Here is a 15,146-nt window from a genome sequence, read left to right as displayed (position 1 = left end):
TAGGATGAGCATTTTAGCAAGTTTTTAAGACTTTGCAAGGATTATTTTTAAATTATTGTAGGGCTATTAGCAATTTTTATCTAAAATACTGATTTTAAACGCTTAAATTTCATCATAAATTTAAATTTTAATAGTAAAATAAAAGCTATTGAATAAAAAAGCACCAACAGAGAACTGTTGGTGCTTTTTGTTTTTGTGGTAACAGCAAGCTTTATAGCAGCTCTTTACGTAAAAGCTCAGGAGTTTTTGGAGACAGGAGGCTTGGCGCGACATCAAGTACGGTTTTTGCACCTTTTTCGCCGGTTTGATTCATTTTATAAGCTGCTCGGGCATAGGCAACAAGTACACTTGCGGTGAATTCAGGATTGCTGCCAAGCGTTAATGAAAATTCAAGCACTTGGCTATTTTGCTCATCAGCAATGCCACTGACGCCACTGCGAATGACGAAGCCACCATGAGGCATTTTGTTGTGGTCGCGCTCAAAAGTCTGCTGATCGATAAATTGAACGGTGGTGTCATAGTCCGCAAAATAATCTGGCATGGTGACGATGCTGTGACGAACGGCATCGGCATCAGCCGCCTCTTCAAGGACGATATAGCATTCGCGAGTGTGTTTTTCACGCGTGCTTAAGGTCGGCTGTTCACCGCTGCGAACTCGCGCCATGGCAGATTCTGAAGGAATGGTGTATTGAACGCCTGATTTGACCCCATTAACGCGGCGCACCGCATCTGAATGACCTTGGCTTAAGCCTTTACCCCAAAAGGTATAAGTCTCACCAACAGGCAAAATCGCCTCGCCATACAAGCGGTTGATAGAAAACAGCCCTGGATCCCAACCTACCGATAGCATTGCCACTTTACCGGCTTTTTGAGCAGGAGCGTCAAGGGCGGCAAAATACTCAGGAATTTTGGCATGAGTATCAAAGCTGTCAACGATATTGAATAATCCTGCCAATTTTGGTGCTTGCTCAGGCAAATCGGATTTGGAGCCACCACATAAGATAAGCACATCAATGTCATCTTTGAAGCATTCAATATCGTCCATTGCGTAAACAGGAACGCTTTGGTCAATCAGGGTGACGGTAGCAGGATCTCGGCGGCTGAATACGCCGACTAATTCCATATCTGGACTTTGCTTAATCGCAGCTTGGGCGCCGCGGCCAAGGTTACCATAACCGGCGATGGCGACTTTAATTACGGAGGTCATTATCATTAGCCTTAGATTGGTGTAGCAAAACAGTCAATGACTGTACAGAAAATACGATTACATTTAAAGTTGCTCTATCATCCCTGCCGCAAACAATCAACTATTAAAGTTAGGCTCAGCAGGAATAGGATTTATTTTACCTATTTTTTTGATAGCTGTTTACTTAAATTTTAGCATCCTAAAACTCTATAAAAAAACATAATATGTTTGTAATATAAAAACTTAAATAGATGACCTAAAATAGAAGCGACAACGAAAGATCAAGCCTTAGTCAAATGAAAAGTACTGTATTATCTTGTAATTTTTAACTGCTAAAATCGCGTTTCACCTTAAATATTCGCTAATATAAGACGAAAATCGGCTAAATTAAAGGCTGAATTAAAGGCTGAGGTAAAGATAGGATCTCAGTTTTAAAGACGTCAGTTTTTGCAGACTAAGGAGAAAGCTATGGGACTTCTTGTAGATGGTAAATGGCAAGACCGCTGGTATGAGACCAAAGCGGGGCGGTTTGAGCGCAAAGCCTCAAGTTTTAGAAATTGGGTCACCAAAGATGGCAGCAAAGGTATCTCAGGGGTGGGCGGCTTTCAAGCAGAGCCAAATCGCTATCATTTATATGTGTCTTTGGCTTGCCCTTGGGCACATCGAACCTTAATTTATCGCAAGCTTAAAGGGCTGACCGATTTGGTGAGCTTATCCATTGTCAACCCTGTCATGGGCGAAAACGGTTGGACGTTTAAGGCGGCGGCAGGGGTGATTGCCGACCCCATCTTTAACGCTCAATATTTATATGAAATTTATCTTGCAGCGCAAGCGGACTACACCGGTCAAGTCACGGTTCCTGTGCTTTGGGATAAAACATTAAACACCATTGTGAACAATGAATCCTCTGAAATCATTCGCATGTTTAATTCAGCGTTTGATGACATTGGCGCCAATCCTATTGATTTTGCGCCGCCCTCAATGCTTGCGCTGATTGATGAGCTCAACGCGTTTATTTACCCCGCCATCAATAATGGCGTTTATAAAGCAGGGTTTGCCACCACGCAACAGGCTTATAGTGATGCCGTCATAGTATTGTTTGAGGCGCTGGACACGCTAGAAAACCGCTTAAGTCAACAGCGCTATTTAACCGGTAGCCAAATTACCGAAGCCGATTGGCGCTTATTTACCACCTTAATTCGCTTTGATAGCGTTTATGTGGGACATTTTAAATGCAATGTTCGCCGAATCGTGGATTATCCAAACCTTTGGGGCTATTTGCGTGACTTGTATCAGACCAAAGGCGTGGCAGAAACGGTCAATATGGCGCATATCAAAACCCATTATTACCAAAGCCACGACACCATTAACCCAAACCACATCATTCCGCTAGGACCTGATATTGATTTTAATAGTGCTCATGGTCGTGAGGCGCTGGGTTGACTTAAATTATGGCGCTAACTTTAACGTCCTTTCAGAGATACTTTTTCTTAGTTGAATTTCATTCATCTTATCTTTAATTTAAACCATTTTTATTCATGTTAGAGATTGGGTATGATTGCTACCAACACAACTTTGGTTTTACTTTAAAAAATTAAGGTAGCAACGACATGAGTCACGATTTTAACTGTTCGATTAACAGCATTCGTTTTGATGAAAACTATCAGCCGGCAAACAGCACGCGCTTGACCACCAACTTTGCCAACTTAGCTCGCGGCGAGCAGCGTGAAGACAATTTGCGTAAAACGCTGAATATGATTAACAACCGCTTTAATGCCTTGGCAAGTTGGGACAACCCAACTGCTGACCGTTATTCGGTAGAAGTGGATATTATTTCAGCGCAAATGGACGTTGAGGGCAACGGCGACGCGTTTCCAGTGATTGAAATGCTCAAAACCACGATTGTTGACCATAAAACGGACAGCCGAATTGATGGCATCGTTGGCAATAGTTTTTCGTCTTACGTTCGCGATTATGACTTTAGCGTGGTGCTGCTTGAGCATTTTGATAAAAACCCATCTTGCCCGCCGCCCAAAGAATTTGGTGAGCTTCATGGCAAATTGTTTCAGTATTTGCTAAATTCGGACGCTTATAAAGCCAGTTTTAACAAATTACCGGTCATTTGCTTGAGCGTTTCGACCAGTAAAACCTATCAGCGAACCACCAACGAGCATCCGGTTTTGGGCGTGGAATACAAGCAAGATGAATACTCACTGACCGATGACTATTTTCATAAAATGGGCTTAAGGGTTCGTTATTTTATGCCCAAAGGCAGCGTTGCCCCGCTTGCGTTTTATTTTGCTGGCGACTTACTTAGCGACTATACCGATTTGGAATTGATTAGCACAATTAGTACGATGGAAACGTTCCAAAAGATTTACCGACCTGAAATTTACAATGCCAACTCAGCGGCAGGGCAAGTGTATCAGCCAAGCTTAACTTACCAAGATTATTCGCTCACCCAAGTGGGCTATGATAGAGAAGAGCGCAGCCAATTGGCGGTCAAGCAAGGCAAATTTACCGAAGAGCATTTTATTAAGCCTTACCAAAATATTTTAGAAAACTGGGCGGCAAATTATGACGTTAAGCAAATCGTTGCTTAATGCCAACATAACAAAAGCTTAAAATTTACAACGAATTGAAAAGATAAAAAATTATGGCACTGTTATTACCAATATTACCAACCTCAACCGCCGGAAGTCTGCCCAAACCATCCTGGCTTGCTGAGCCTGAAAAGCTTTGGTCACCTTGGGAATTAGAAGGTGAGCAACTGCTTGAAGCCAAACAAGACGCGCTGCGGTTGTCTTTGCAAGAGCAAACTCACGCAGGGATTGACATTGTCAGCGATGGTGAGCAGACGCGGCAGCATTTTGTGACCACCTTTATTGAGCATTTAGATGGCGTCGATTTTGAAAATCGCGAAACCGTCCGAATTCGTAACCGTTATGATGCCAGCGTGCCGTCGGTCGTAGGCGCGGTAAGCTGCCAAAAGCCGGTGTTTGTTGACGATGCTAAGTTTTTGCGCTCGCAAACGGACAAGCCGATTAAGTGGGCATTGCCCGGTCCTATGACCATGATTGACACCCTTTATGACAATCATTACAAAAGCCGCGAAAAATTGGCTTGGGAATTTGCTAAAATTTTAAACCAAGAAGCTCGCGAGTTAGAAGCGGCAGGCGTGGATATTATTCAGTTTGATGAGCCGGCATTTAACGTATTTTTTGATGACGTGAACGATTGGGGCGTGGCGACCCTTGAGCGCGCCATTGAAGGACTAAAGTGCGAAACGGCGGTGCATATCTGCTACGGCTACGGCATCAAAGCCAACACCGATTGGAAGAAAACGCTCGGCTCTGAGTGGCGACAATATGAAGAAGCGTTCCCAAAATTGCAACAGTCAAAAATCGATATTGTCTCGCTTGAATGTCAAAATTCGCACGTTCCCATGGATTTAATTGAACTCATCCGTGGTAAAAAAGTGATGATTGGCGCGATTGATGTGGCAACGCATCGTATTGAGACGCCTGAGCAGGTTGCAGATACTTTGCGAAAAGCTTTGCAATTTGTCGATGCCGATAAGCTTTACCCCTCGACCAACTGCGGAATGGCGCCGCTGCCAAGACAAGTTGCGCGCGGTAAGCTTGAAGCGCTAAGTTTGGGCGCAAAGCTTGTCCGTCAAGAGCTGTCAAGCTGAACTGGGCAAAATAAACCAAGCAGGCTAAATCAAAGAGTTAATGTTAGGATTGAGTGATGATTGAAGCAACTGAGTTTAAAAATGCCATGGCGCGACTCACCACGGCGGTGAGTGTAATCACGACCAATGGCGACAGCGGCAGCCACGGCTTTACCGCGTCTGCCGTTTGTAGCGTCACCGATACGCCGCCAACGTTACTGGTTTGCATGAATCACTCATCACGTTCGCACGCGCATTTTGTCGCCAATAAAACCTTGAGCGTCAATGTGTTAGGCGCTCAGCACGAGCATATTTCTAATACTTTTGCATCAAAGCTGTGTTCTGAGGACAGATTTAAGCAAGGCAGTTGGTCGCAGCTTAAAACCGGCGCACCGATTTTAGACGATGCGCTTGTTAGCTTTGATTGTGAAATTGAGCAAATTCAGCAAGTGGGCACGCACAGCATTTTTATGTGCCGCGTTATTGCCATCAAACAGGGTAATCAAGAAGAAAGCTTGGTTTATTTTAACCGCGGCTATCATCAGTTGCGGCAAGTTGAGATGGTTTGATATCTAGCTTAGAACTGACAGACCAAAAGTTGCCATCAAGATAGTCTTGACCCTAAAGACATCTTGGATGGCTTTTTTTATCACGGCTACGCGTATTATTTACAAAAGCTTCAGCAGCAATACCCCACTTGTCAGCGGCTAGAAGCGGCGTTTCCCAATCAGTTGAAAAACGCTCCTCCCTCATTTTGGACAACAGTTAATTTATGGCTTGGGCAGTGGTGGATGGCGGTAATCAGCTAAAAACCTTGCAGTTTTAATAACTTATGCTCTAGCGTTTACTGTTGGTTTTAGCAGTGGGCGCAATAGCCTAGCATGACCTGAATCAATTTAATTTAAATTAAACTTGAAATTTGGCGCAATTTTCGGTATGTTAAGTAAAAATTTCTGTTGAGAAAGAAACTCAGCGGCGTGGTGAATAGCTATATTTGCCACAAACATGGCGTAAACAGTTTTCACCGCCATGATTATCGCAAAAATCATCATCAACTCCGCAGGATAACCTCTGCAACACCTCTATCTCAGTATGATTGTATGAATCTACAAGATGAGAAAAACTAAAAGTCAGGAAGACTTTGCTAAAAATTTGGTTAACACCCTAAAGAAATAATTTTTAAAACGGTTTTTTGTTTACAAGGATTGTAGTGGCTAGTGCTTGCTGACCTCCCCTTGTAAAAATGAACCAAACATTGCTCGGTAATAATCGCGCTTGCCAATACTTTGTGCCTGAGTTTTAATCGTTAAACCTGAGCAAAGATAGCCGCCATGATGATTGTTGCAATGACGATAAGGCGCTAGGAAGCGGCTATTGTTTGACCAATTCCTATTTTTCGTAAAATACCAATATTTTAAATGACCGCTAATACAAAGCTTAAAGTCTTAATGACTGTAGTTTGGGCAAATTGTGATGGTCAATTGATTCAGCATTTGTATGAAAGCTACAACACGTTAACAGCAAAACAAGCGGTATTGAAATTTGCAAGGCTTAAAAAAGACAGGTTAGGTTTGGGCTATTTCCTCTAAATCTATGGTTTTGATAAGGTTGCAAGCATTTAGTAAAAACACAATAAAACTTTCAAGGAGTATGTTTATGATTACAAATGAAGACGGTTTGGTTATCCCAACCCTAGACGATATGTTAGAGGCGCATGAGCGTATCAAGCCTTATATTCATCGCACCCCAGTGTTGACTTCACGTTTTTTAAACGAGTTGGCAGGCTGTGAGATGTTCTTTAAATGCGAAAACTTCCAAAAAGCAGGCGCGTTTAAAGTTCGCGGCGCCTCAAACGCCGTATTTGGCTTGTCTGATGAAGAAGCCAAAAATGGCGTTTGTACGCACAGCTCAGGAAACCACGCGTTATCATTATCTTACGCGGCCGGTCAGCGCGGCGTTCCTTGTAACGTTGTGATGCCATACAGCGCCCCACAAGCGAAAAAAGACGCGGTTCAAGGCTACGGCGGTATCATCACTGAATGTCAGCCATCAACCAGCTCACGCGAAGAAGTGTTCGCCAAAGTTCAAGCCGAAACTGGTGGCGACTTCGTGCACCCGTACAACGACCCTCGCGTTATTGCTGGTCAAGCAACCTGCTCACGCGAGCTGCTTGAGCAAATGGAAGAGCGCGGCGAAACCCTTGATGCGGTAGTTGCACCAATCGGCGGCGGCGGTATGATTTCAGGAACTTGCTTGACCTTGTCAAACCTTGCGCCAAACGTAAAAATCTACGCCGCTGAACCTGTCAACGCTGACGACGCAGCGCGCTCATTTAAAGCCGGTCACATCATTGCTGATGATGCGCCAAACACCGTTGCCGATGGTCTAAAAGTGCCTTTAAAAGACTTGACTTGGCATTTTGTGAGCAACTATGTTACTGACATTTTCACCGCGACTGAAGAAGAGATCATTGAAGCGATGAAATTGACTTGGCGCCATATGAAAATCGTCATTGAGCCAAGCTGCGCAGTACCATTAGCGGTTATCTTGAAAAACAAAGATGTGTTTGCCGGCAAAAAAGTTGGCGTGATTATCACTGGTGGTAACGTTGACCTTGATAAATTGCCTTGGAATGAGTGCTAATTTAGCAAAGCATTTTGACAAAATTTTTACCTTACCCTTTATTACCCTGACGACATGGAGAAATTAAAATGTCAGATACTGAATTAGAAGTTGGTTTTAACGTTCCTGCGGTTGTAGGAATGGACGAAGCAGATATCCAAACCCCTTGCTTGATTCTTGATTTAGATGCGCTTGAGCGCAACATCAAAAAAATGGGCGATTACGCTAAAGAACACAACATGCGTCACCGTAGCCACGGTAAAATGCACAAGTCAGTTGACGTTCAAAAATTGCAAGAAGAGCTTGGCGGCGCGGTTGGTATTTGCAGCCAAAAAGTTTCTGAAGCTGAAGTGTTCGTTCGCGGCGGCATCAAAGACGTTTTGGTTTCAAACCAAGTTCGTAACCCTGCTAAAATCGACCGTTTAGCCAAATTGCCAAAACTTGGCGCAAACATCACCGTTTGTGTTGACGACGTTGACAACGTGGCTGAATTATCAGAAGCTGCTGTTCGTAACGGCACTGAGCTTAACTGCTACATCGAAATCGACTGCGGCGCAGGTCGTTGTGGTGTAACTACTACTGAAGCCGTTGTTGAAATTGCCAAAGCCATTGATGCCGCTGAAAACTTGAAGTTCACAGGTATCCAAGCTTACCAAGGCGCGATGCAGCACATGGACAGCTACACTGACCGTAAAGCCAAAACTCAAGCGGCTATCGACCAAGTTAAAGATGCCGTTGACGCTTTGACTGAAATTGGTCTTAAGCCAGAGTTTGTTTCTGGCGGCGGTACTGGTAGCTACTACTTTGAAAGTAACTCAGGCGTTTATAACGAACTTCAGTGCGGCTCTTACGCGTTCATGGATGCAGACTACGGTCGTATCTTGGATGAAGATGGCAAGCGAATTGATGCCGGTGAGTGGGAAAACGCCTTGTTCTTATTGACTTCAGTCATGAGCCACGCTAAAGCCGACAAAGCCATCGTTGATGCTGGTCTAAAAGCACAATCAGTGGATAGTGGCTTGCCATTCATCTACGGTCGTGATGACGTTGAATACGTAAAATGCTCAGATGAGCACGGCGTAGTTAGCGATCCAAACGGCGTTCTAAAAATCAATGAAAAATTGAAATTGGTTCCAGGTCACTGTGATCCTACTTGTAACATTCATGACTACTATGTTGGCGTTCGCAACGGCAAAGTTGAAGCCCTTTGGCCTGTTTCTGCACGTGGTCGCGGCTACTAATCAAATCGACGACGTAAAAGCAACTACAAGGAGTTTGTAATGAGTGTGGAAAACAAAGGCGGTCTAGTTATCGTATCAGAAGCCGCTTGTAAAGCCGTGATTGATCGTGAATCTGCCTTTAGCGCAGTTGAAAGTGTATTTGCAGCGATGGCGCGTGGTGATGCTTACAATTTCCCCGTCATCCGTGAAGCGATTGGCTATGCCGACGCGCTTTATGGCTTTAAATCAGGGTTTGATCGCGCGGGAAAAGCGCTTGGATTAAAATCTGGCGGTTACTGGCCAGGAAATGAAGCCAAGGGCTTAACCAACCATCAATCGACCATCTTTTTGTTCGATCCTGATACGGGCAAATTGCGCGCGCTTGTTGGCGGCAACTATCTGACCGCAGTTCGTACTGCCGCAGCTTCCGCCGTTTCTATTGCGCACCTAGCGCGAAAAGACAGCAAAGTGCTCGGTATGATTGGCGCAGGTCACCAATCGACCTTTCAACTTCGCGCCGCACTTGAGCAGCGCAACTTTGAAAAAATCGTTGCTTGGAACGAAAATAAAGACCGCTTGGGCAACTTGCAAGCCATTGCTGAAGAGGCAGGAATCCCATTTGAAGCTGTTGAGCGTGAGCAATTGGGCGCTGAAGCAGATGTGATTATTACCATCACCTCAGCGTTTGAGCCGCTACTTATGAAAGAGTGGATCAAGCCTGGAACGCACATTGCTTGTATGGGAACCGATACCAAAGGTAAGCAAGAAGTCGACCCTGCATTAATCGCAGCAGCTACCGTCTTTACTGATGAAATTGCCCAGTCAATCACCATTGGTGAAGCTCAGCATGCGGTGGCTCAAGGCTTAATTAAAGAAAGCGACATCACGCCAATTGGTGATGTTATCAATGGTAAGCATAAAGGTCGCAGCTCTGACGACGAAATCACCATCTTTGATGGTACTGGCGTTGGACTGCAGGACTTGGCAATCGCTTCTGTTGCCGCTGAACTTGCGGTTAAAAAAGGTGAAGCTCAGCAAATCGAGCTATAATTGCTTTTGTAATAGATTCAACGATCAGCGCTTAACTTGTAGGCGCTGATATAAAAATAGCCAAATAAGTGATTATTTGGCTATTTTTTTGTCTAAATTTTAAGAGCTTACTTTTTATAGCCGCAAATGGCAACATAATCGCCGCGGTCGCAGCCAGAAACCACCTCTTGAACGGTATCATTAGCAAACATGGGATGGGTGGTCAGCGTTTGCGCGAATTCAAAATCCGTAAAGCCTACTTTTTGCATGGTGTCGATTTTTTCTTGCGAGGTGCGCCAGTTTGCTGATTTTACCAACTCAATCGGGTAGGGGTCATTCGGTGAGATATGCTCAAGCAATGGATGATCCCAAGTGCCAAGCGTGGCGGCAAGATTATAAAGGGTCGCAAAGCCACTTTCTTTAGGAACGTCAATCAAAATGAGCTTGCCGCCAGATTTAAGGGCAGTAAATGCTTTTTGAATACAACGCTCTAAATCACTGATATAGCTGACGCTACCATTAAACATGATAATATCAAATTTGTTTGGCTCAAAGTCATAAGTTTCAGCAGGGCTGATAGCAACTGTTAACCCACGCTTTTTGGCGATTTCTGCCATATCCTTTGACGGCTCAACGCCATCTTTGATATGAATGTCGTGGTCTTTTGCCAGCAGCATTTCAAACAGCCCGCTACCGCAGCCGACCGATAAAATCGTGCTGTCTTTGTCCAAAAAGTGCGCCACCAAATTAAGCTCGCTGGTTAATAGGTTTTGATTGTCCAAAAACCAGCGGTCATAGGCATTGGCGTGTTCATCAAAAGCGGCCATAGTTGTTGTCCTTTGTCATTGTTTTGAGAGTTGACGGGGTGAAAATGGTGAAAAAGCTTAAGTCAAATTAAGTGCCATTTGCCAAAAGTTAATTTCCATGTTTACCGCGGTATCAAACAGCTGCTGATATCGTTGCTGTTGCTTGGCTGTGGCATTGGCATTGGCTAATAATTCATTGATTTGTTGCTCGTTTTGCGCCGTAATTTGCCAAAATTCGTCACTTGCAAAGACCTCAATCCAAGGCTGATAGGGGTTATTTTTGATAAAGCCTTTGGTTTTTAAATGCTGACCAATCTCCCCATAGCCCATTAAGCAAGGGGCAATAGCTGCATAAAGCTCCGCCAATGACCCCGACATCGCGGCATCTAAAAGATAGCGTGAGTAGGCAATGGTGACGGGGGATTCAGTTGCGCTTTCAACGTCTTGAATATTCAAGCCCCAATCGCGGCAAAAACCCAAATACATGCCAATTTCTAAATCAAGCATGGCATTGATTCCAGCTTGACCAACGCGCATTTGCGCAAGCGTTTGGCTTTTATAGACACTTAGCGCCATAATCCGCGTGTAATGAATGAGGTATAAATAATCTTGAACCAAATAATGGCGAAAGCTGTCAGCAGCCAGTGTGCCTTTTGCTATTTGCTCAACAAACTCATGATGAATGTAAGCGCCCCACGTTGGGCAGTTGTTCTTTAAGGTTTGAAAATCCATAATTTTTGCTGATGACATGAAAATAAATTAACGGGAAACAAGATAAAAAATACTGCTGATGACTATAGCATAGTTTGCCCAAGCTGAATCAATTTGCAAATAGAACGACTTGGCTTAAGCGTAACTTGGCTCAAAAAAACCAAAAACTTTCTTAAAAATGCCAATACAAGATAGCCGTTAACCAAATAAAAGCTTATAATTGTCGATTGCTTTTTATCTTCGAGGTGGTGATGATCGTTATTTACGGTATAGATGTTCAATTAAACCCTATCAAAGCGCAGTTGTCAGAGGTCATTCATGGCTGTTTGCAATCGGTACTGGGGCTTCCTGAAGACAAGCGCGCTCAGCGATTTGTGGCGCTAGATAAAGCTGACTTTTATTATCCCAGTGATCGGACGGATGCCTATACGGTGATTGACATTAATATGATGGCAGGGCGAACGGTTGCCACAAAAAAAGCGCTGATTCACGCGCTTTTTGAACAAATTGAAGCCAAAGTTGGCATTAATCCTGTCGATATTGAGATCACTATTCATGAGCAGCCGCCACATTGTTGGGGCTTTCGTGGCATGACAGGCGACGAGGCTTTGGACTTAACCTATAAAGTTAATGTTTAAAACTTAGCCGGCAAAGCGTAATGCTGAGGTTTTAATTCCCCAAATCAGCTCGACAAAAGCACGGTTGTTGGTGAGCGGCTCACCATCTAAAATAAGCGCATAACCGGCGTTATCAATCCATAAAAACACAAAACTGGTTTCAGGAACGAGCAAATCAACTTCTTGAAAAAAAGAAATGGCGCGACTTTCAACCGCCCAACCGCGCTGCTTTTGTCGCTGCATAAACCCTGAAAAGTCCGCTGCGGCAACACTTAACATATCCGCTTCATCTTGCGAGTAGCCAATTCGCGCCAAACAAAAGCCCTCATCTGAAGCGATGGCGGCGCGGCGCTTTCCAGACAAGCTTGCCACCACATACGGCAAAAATTGATCAAGTGGCAAGTTCGGTGCCGGCAAAAAGCTTGAAAGGCGCTCGATAAAACCTTGCTCAATAAAGTCTTCAAGCCAAAGCTCAGGGAACTCTTCAAGCCAAGTTGCTGCTAGCATCGTTTCACGGTACGACAACAAAGCTTGCAGCGCCAATTGCTTGGCACTAGGCTCACTTTGTGAAAAACCCTCAAATACCCCTGCTGGGGTCAAGGTGATATAAGTTTTATCGACATTATTCAAAATCGCCATAACTGCTCCCTTATTTGTTATCAAATGAACCTTTAGTTGTTGGGCAAATTAAAGGGCGTTTGGCAACGATGCTGAATGAGCGTCAGCTGACCCTTGCTCAAGCTGTTCTTGACAGTCCCGCCAGCGCGCGTCAAATTGCCAATCACTTTTGCCAAGCCTGAACCAAACAATAGAAAATGCAAGACGGTCATTACAAGCCAAGCAGTGCGCAAAAAACTCATTTTCTAATTGTTCAACGCCATGCCAGTCGCTATTGTCACGAGCACTCATAAGCTCATTGGTGATGTTTTTAGCAATCTCTTTCGCGTCATCGCTGCTGATTCGCAATCGATGGGTTTCAACGTTAAGGGATGGCGTCACCAAAACACTCCAGCGGGTGGCAAACTCGCTACAAAGCTTAATGTAGTCAAGTTTGTTAATGTAGTTTTGGAACGCCTGTTGAATGTGCGGTTGCAATCGGTCTTTAACGCGATCAAAAATTTCTTCCACATCAAAAGGGACATCATACCAACAGCCATAAAAAAAATCGGCAAGCGCACCTTGCAGCGGCTCTTTTTCATTAAGCAGGAGGGCGGCGTTGATGCGCTGCTCATGATAATAGCGGTTATTGGGGACCACGAACACTTTTCTTGAAAAGTAGCGAAAAGTTTTGCGGGCAGCACGCTCATTGCTTTTTTTGATGAAGGTATCTGGCATTATGATATCCCTTATTGACTGTCATCCGCTGAATTTAGCGTAAAGCTATCCAAATGGTCACCAAGGCGGCTAGCTTAATAAGGTTTCCATCAAATCAAGCATAAACTCAGCGTCCTCTTCGCCCATGGCTTCAAAGCCCTCAGGCATGCCAAGCTCGCTTAAAGCCTCTTTGCTGTCCGCGTCTTGACCTAAAGAAAGCAAAACCTCCGTCAACAGCTGAGCGTCAGGGCAGTCCTCTTTAACCAGTAAGACGTGACTGATATCTGCAATATCGCTTTCTATTAGCACTTGCAATTGCGATTTGGTCAGTCGTGAGAAGTTATGGTAAGTTTCAGATAAGAAAAACGCCGCTGCCGCCTCACCTTTCATGACTTGGCGCGCTGCTGCTTGGTAGGTTTCGGTGATGACCCAATTTAGATCGTCTTCTGTCAAATCGACGGCTTCAAGCAAGCGCAGACCGATTAGCTTAACGTCGCGATTGTTGGTCATGGCAATGGTTGCGCCAGCTTTTAAGTCCTCAAGCTGCTCAATATCGCTGCTTTGACTGGTGACAATCACCATTTCATCAGGTTTGGCAATCGGTCGGGCAATCGCGCGGTAGCCTTGCTCGCGAATGAGCGCGGCGGCATCGAACGGGTTGGCATAGATGATTTGGATGTCACCTTGGTCAATCAGCTCGTTTTGCTCAGCATGCGAGGCAGGCATATTCAAGCGCATATTCAGCTTAGCGCGCTTTTGCAGCAAGGTGTTAAATAAATGCCAACCTGCAAAATGTTCTGGCGAAAAATCAGGGGCAATCAGCATATTGTAAGAAGTCATGGTCATTGCTCCTCAGCTTGTTTCATTTGCGCGTATTGCGCGATGGCGGCATCAATTTTACTGCGCGACGGCTTTCTACGAACGGACGTGTAGCCAACCGTTTTGCCATGGCGGATATTGGGAACAACCGTAGCGTAAACCCAGTAATGGCTGCCATCTTTACAAAGGTTTTTCACATAACCGTGCCATTTTTCGCCGGCTTTGGCTTTTTCCCACAAATCTTTATAAGCCGCTCGGGGCATGTCAGGGTGGCGCAAAATATAATGCTGAGCGCCAATCAGTTCATCAACCTCATAACCGCTAATTTCAACGAATGCATCATTGACATGAGTTAATTTACCGCCTAAATCCGTTCTTGAAACAATCAGCTTGCCGTCAGGGTAGGGGCGCTCGATTCCAGTATCGTAAACCACGCGAGACGTTCCATCATGATAGTTTAGAGTAAGCTCTTGAGCTGGCATCTCAGGTTTTTGGGCATCGGGGAGGGATGAACCCATAACAATCTCCTTATTCATTATCGTTATTATCTTCTTGATAGGTGGCTTTGCCAAACGCGCTAACGCTGATGCCTTATTATACCAAAATGGCTCATTATGCCATTAGCGCTAAATGACAAGACAAATTTTTAAGTAAACAGGCGGATAAATCCTCAAGACAGCTACTTAAAAAATAGTTAATCCCTACAGTCTGAATGGTTTTTTTTAAAATAGCTATCTTTTTATAACAATAATGCCAAAAAGTTGGCTGATTTTATCAAATAAGTTTTGCTAAGGCTTCTGATGCGCGCTTGATGTCCAAGAAGATCAACCCCAGTTTGGCATTTGGTTTGGCTAAAATGGTTAGCACCGCTTCTTCACCCGCTGATGTCATGATCACGTAGCCAAGCTCACCTTGAATCATAATGCGATCAATCCCACCACGAGCAAGCTCACGACCAGCACGTTCCCCTAAAGATAACAGAGCCGCTGACATGGCGCCAACCCGATCCTCATCAATACCGGTAGGCAGCGCTGAGGCAATCATCAAACCATCGGTTGAGATAAGGGCAGAAGCCTCGACATCCGCTGATGAGCTGTTTAAATCTTCAAGAATTTGCTGGAACGAATCTGTACGCATAAAAATATCCTA

General features: G+C 44.5%; 17 protein-coding genes. 9 read left to right on the top strand and 8 right to left on the bottom strand.

Annotated features, from left to right (window positions below):
• Positions 1–211 precede the first annotated feature (211 nt).
• Positions 212–1,207, bottom strand: a complete 996-nt coding sequence (locus ACZ5XY_RS03240) for a diaminopimelate dehydrogenase (protein ID WP_464742925.1) — start codon at positions 1,205–1,207, stop codon at positions 212–214.
• A 447-nt stretch (positions 1,208–1,654) separates the two neighbouring features.
• Here ACZ5XY_RS03240 and ACZ5XY_RS03235 point away from each other — a divergent pair, with 447 nt between their 5' ends.
• The 8 genes from ACZ5XY_RS03235 to bhcD all read left to right on the top strand — a co-directional run bounded on the left by ACZ5XY_RS03235 (position 1,655) and on the right by bhcD (position 9,751).
• The gene (locus tag ACZ5XY_RS03235) at positions 1,655–2,629 is read left to right on the top strand and encodes a glutathione S-transferase family protein (protein WP_464742924.1); all 975 of its coding nucleotides are present in this window, start codon (positions 1,655–1,657) and stop codon (positions 2,627–2,629) included.
• Between the two features lie 167 nt (positions 2,630–2,796).
• A complete protein-coding gene (locus ACZ5XY_RS03230) occupies positions 2,797–3,789 on the top strand; it encodes a DUF1852 domain-containing protein (protein ID WP_464742923.1) in 993 nt (330 codons plus the stop codon).
• A 53-nt stretch (positions 3,790–3,842) separates the two neighbouring features.
• Positions 3,843–4,880 (top strand): methionine synthase, encoded by a 1,038-nt coding sequence (locus ACZ5XY_RS03225; protein ID WP_464742922.1) that lies wholly within the window; start codon positions 3,843–3,845, stop codon positions 4,878–4,880.
• 56 nt (positions 4,881–4,936) lie between these two features.
• Entirely contained in the window at positions 4,937–5,428 is a 492-nt protein-coding gene (locus ACZ5XY_RS03220) for a flavin reductase (protein WP_464742921.1), read from the top strand.
• Between the two features lie 63 nt (positions 5,429–5,491).
• Positions 5,492–5,668 (top strand): hypothetical protein, encoded by a 177-nt coding sequence (locus tag ACZ5XY_RS03215; protein WP_464742920.1) that lies wholly within the window; start codon positions 5,492–5,494, stop codon positions 5,666–5,668.
• An 847-nt stretch (positions 5,669–6,515) separates the two neighbouring features.
• Complete coding sequence (bhcB, locus tag ACZ5XY_RS03210; protein ID WP_464742919.1) at positions 6,516–7,502, top strand: beta-hydroxyaspartate dehydratase BhcB; 987 nt, start codon at positions 6,516–6,518, stop codon at positions 7,500–7,502.
• Positions 7,503–7,570: 68 nt separating this feature from the next.
• Complete coding sequence (gene bhcC, locus ACZ5XY_RS03205) at positions 7,571–8,722, top strand: 3-hydroxy-D-aspartate aldolase BhcC (protein ID WP_464742917.1); 1,152 nt, start codon at positions 7,571–7,573, stop codon at positions 8,720–8,722.
• A gap of 39 nt (positions 8,723–8,761) precedes the next feature.
• On the top strand, positions 8,762–9,751 hold the full coding sequence (gene bhcD, locus ACZ5XY_RS03200) for an iminosuccinate reductase BhcD (protein ID WP_464742915.1): 990 nt from the start codon (positions 8,762–8,764) through the stop codon (positions 9,749–9,751).
• A gap of 107 nt (positions 9,752–9,858) precedes the next feature.
• Here the strand turns inward: bhcD and ACZ5XY_RS03195 are convergent, their stop codons facing one another.
• Both ACZ5XY_RS03195 and tenA read right to left on the bottom strand, forming a co-directional pair.
• Positions 9,859–10,557, bottom strand: coding sequence for a class I SAM-dependent DNA methyltransferase (locus tag ACZ5XY_RS03195; RefSeq protein WP_464742913.1), 699 nt, complete (start codon positions 10,555–10,557; stop codon positions 9,859–9,861).
• A gap of 57 nt (positions 10,558–10,614) precedes the next feature.
• Positions 10,615–11,268, bottom strand: a complete 654-nt coding sequence (gene tenA, locus ACZ5XY_RS03190) for a thiaminase II (RefSeq protein ID WP_464742911.1) — start codon at positions 11,266–11,268, stop codon at positions 10,615–10,617.
• A gap of 230 nt (positions 11,269–11,498) precedes the next feature.
• On the opposite strand from tenA, the gene ACZ5XY_RS03185 reads away from it, so the two are divergent.
• The gene (locus ACZ5XY_RS03185) at positions 11,499–11,885 is read left to right on the top strand and encodes a tautomerase family protein (RefSeq protein ID WP_464742909.1); all 387 of its coding nucleotides are present in this window, start codon (positions 11,499–11,501) and stop codon (positions 11,883–11,885) included.
• 3 nt (positions 11,886–11,888) lie between these two features.
• Here the strand turns inward: ACZ5XY_RS03185 and ACZ5XY_RS03180 are convergent, their stop codons facing one another.
• From ACZ5XY_RS03180 to ACZ5XY_RS03160, 5 genes are all read right to left on the bottom strand, one after another.
• A complete protein-coding gene (locus ACZ5XY_RS03180) occupies positions 11,889–12,503 on the bottom strand; it encodes a hypothetical protein (RefSeq protein ID WP_464742907.1) in 615 nt (204 codons plus the stop codon).
• Positions 12,504–12,551: 48 nt separating this feature from the next.
• Positions 12,552–13,199: a hypothetical protein gene (locus tag ACZ5XY_RS03175; RefSeq protein WP_464742905.1), complete on the bottom strand. Its 648-nt coding sequence runs from the start codon at positions 13,197–13,199 to the stop codon at positions 12,552–12,554.
• Positions 13,200–13,268: 69 nt separating this feature from the next.
• Entirely contained in the window at positions 13,269–14,018 is a 750-nt protein-coding gene (locus ACZ5XY_RS03170) for a PhnD/SsuA/transferrin family substrate-binding protein (protein WP_464742903.1), read from the bottom strand.
• Between the two features lie 2 nt (positions 14,019–14,020).
• A complete protein-coding gene (locus tag ACZ5XY_RS03165) occupies positions 14,021–14,515 on the bottom strand; it encodes a PAS domain-containing protein (RefSeq protein WP_464742901.1) in 495 nt (164 codons plus the stop codon).
• Between the two features lie 256 nt (positions 14,516–14,771).
• Positions 14,772–15,134: a roadblock/LC7 domain-containing protein gene (locus ACZ5XY_RS03160; RefSeq protein WP_464742899.1), complete on the bottom strand. Its 363-nt coding sequence runs from the start codon at positions 15,132–15,134 to the stop codon at positions 14,772–14,774.
• Positions 15,135–15,146 lie beyond the last annotated feature (12 nt).

The sequence above is a fragment of the Psychrobacter sp. GTC18467 genome (assembly GCF_055397455.1).
This window is presented reverse-complemented; position numbering and strand designations above follow the sequence as displayed.

Excerpts from the sequence above, each read along its gene's own strand:
- tenA (WP_464742911.1), bottom strand. The coding sequence starts at position 11,268 with ATGGATTTTCAAACCTTAAAGAACAACTGCCCAACGTGGGGCGCTTAC.
- ACZ5XY_RS03185 (WP_464742909.1), top strand. The coding sequence starts at position 11,499 with ATGATCGTTATTTACGGTATAGATGTTCAATTAAACCCTATCAAAGCG.
- ACZ5XY_RS03175 (WP_464742905.1), bottom strand. The coding sequence starts at position 13,199 with ATGCCAGATACCTTCATCAAAAAAAGCAATGAGCGTGCTGCCCGCAAA.
- ACZ5XY_RS03170 (WP_464742903.1), bottom strand. The coding sequence starts at position 14,018 with ATGACTTCTTACAATATGCTGATTGCCCCTGATTTTTCGCCAGAACAT.
- ACZ5XY_RS03165 (WP_464742901.1), bottom strand. The coding sequence starts at position 14,515 with ATGGGTTCATCCCTCCCCGATGCCCAAAAACCTGAGATGCCAGCTCAA.
- ACZ5XY_RS03240 (WP_464742925.1), bottom strand. The coding sequence starts at position 1,207 with ATGACCTCCGTAATTAAAGTCGCCATCGCCGGTTATGGTAACCTTGGC.
- ACZ5XY_RS03220 (WP_464742921.1), top strand. The coding sequence starts at position 4,937 with ATGATTGAAGCAACTGAGTTTAAAAATGCCATGGCGCGACTCACCACG.
- ACZ5XY_RS03160 (WP_464742899.1), bottom strand. The coding sequence starts at position 15,134 with ATGCGTACAGATTCGTTCCAGCAAATTCTTGAAGATTTAAACAGCTCA.
- ACZ5XY_RS03230 (WP_464742923.1), top strand. The coding sequence starts at position 2,797 with ATGAGTCACGATTTTAACTGTTCGATTAACAGCATTCGTTTTGATGAA.
- bhcD (WP_464742915.1), top strand. The coding sequence starts at position 8,762 with ATGAGTGTGGAAAACAAAGGCGGTCTAGTTATCGTATCAGAAGCCGCT.
- ACZ5XY_RS03225 (WP_464742922.1), top strand. The coding sequence starts at position 3,843 with ATGGCACTGTTATTACCAATATTACCAACCTCAACCGCCGGAAGTCTG.
- bhcC (WP_464742917.1), top strand. The coding sequence starts at position 7,571 with ATGTCAGATACTGAATTAGAAGTTGGTTTTAACGTTCCTGCGGTTGTA.
- ACZ5XY_RS03195 (WP_464742913.1), bottom strand. The coding sequence starts at position 10,557 with ATGGCCGCTTTTGATGAACACGCCAATGCCTATGACCGCTGGTTTTTG.
- ACZ5XY_RS03180 (WP_464742907.1), bottom strand. The coding sequence starts at position 12,503 with ATGGCGATTTTGAATAATGTCGATAAAACTTATATCACCTTGACCCCA.
- bhcB (WP_464742919.1), top strand. The coding sequence starts at position 6,516 with ATGATTACAAATGAAGACGGTTTGGTTATCCCAACCCTAGACGATATG.
- ACZ5XY_RS03235 (WP_464742924.1), top strand. The coding sequence starts at position 1,655 with ATGGGACTTCTTGTAGATGGTAAATGGCAAGACCGCTGGTATGAGACC.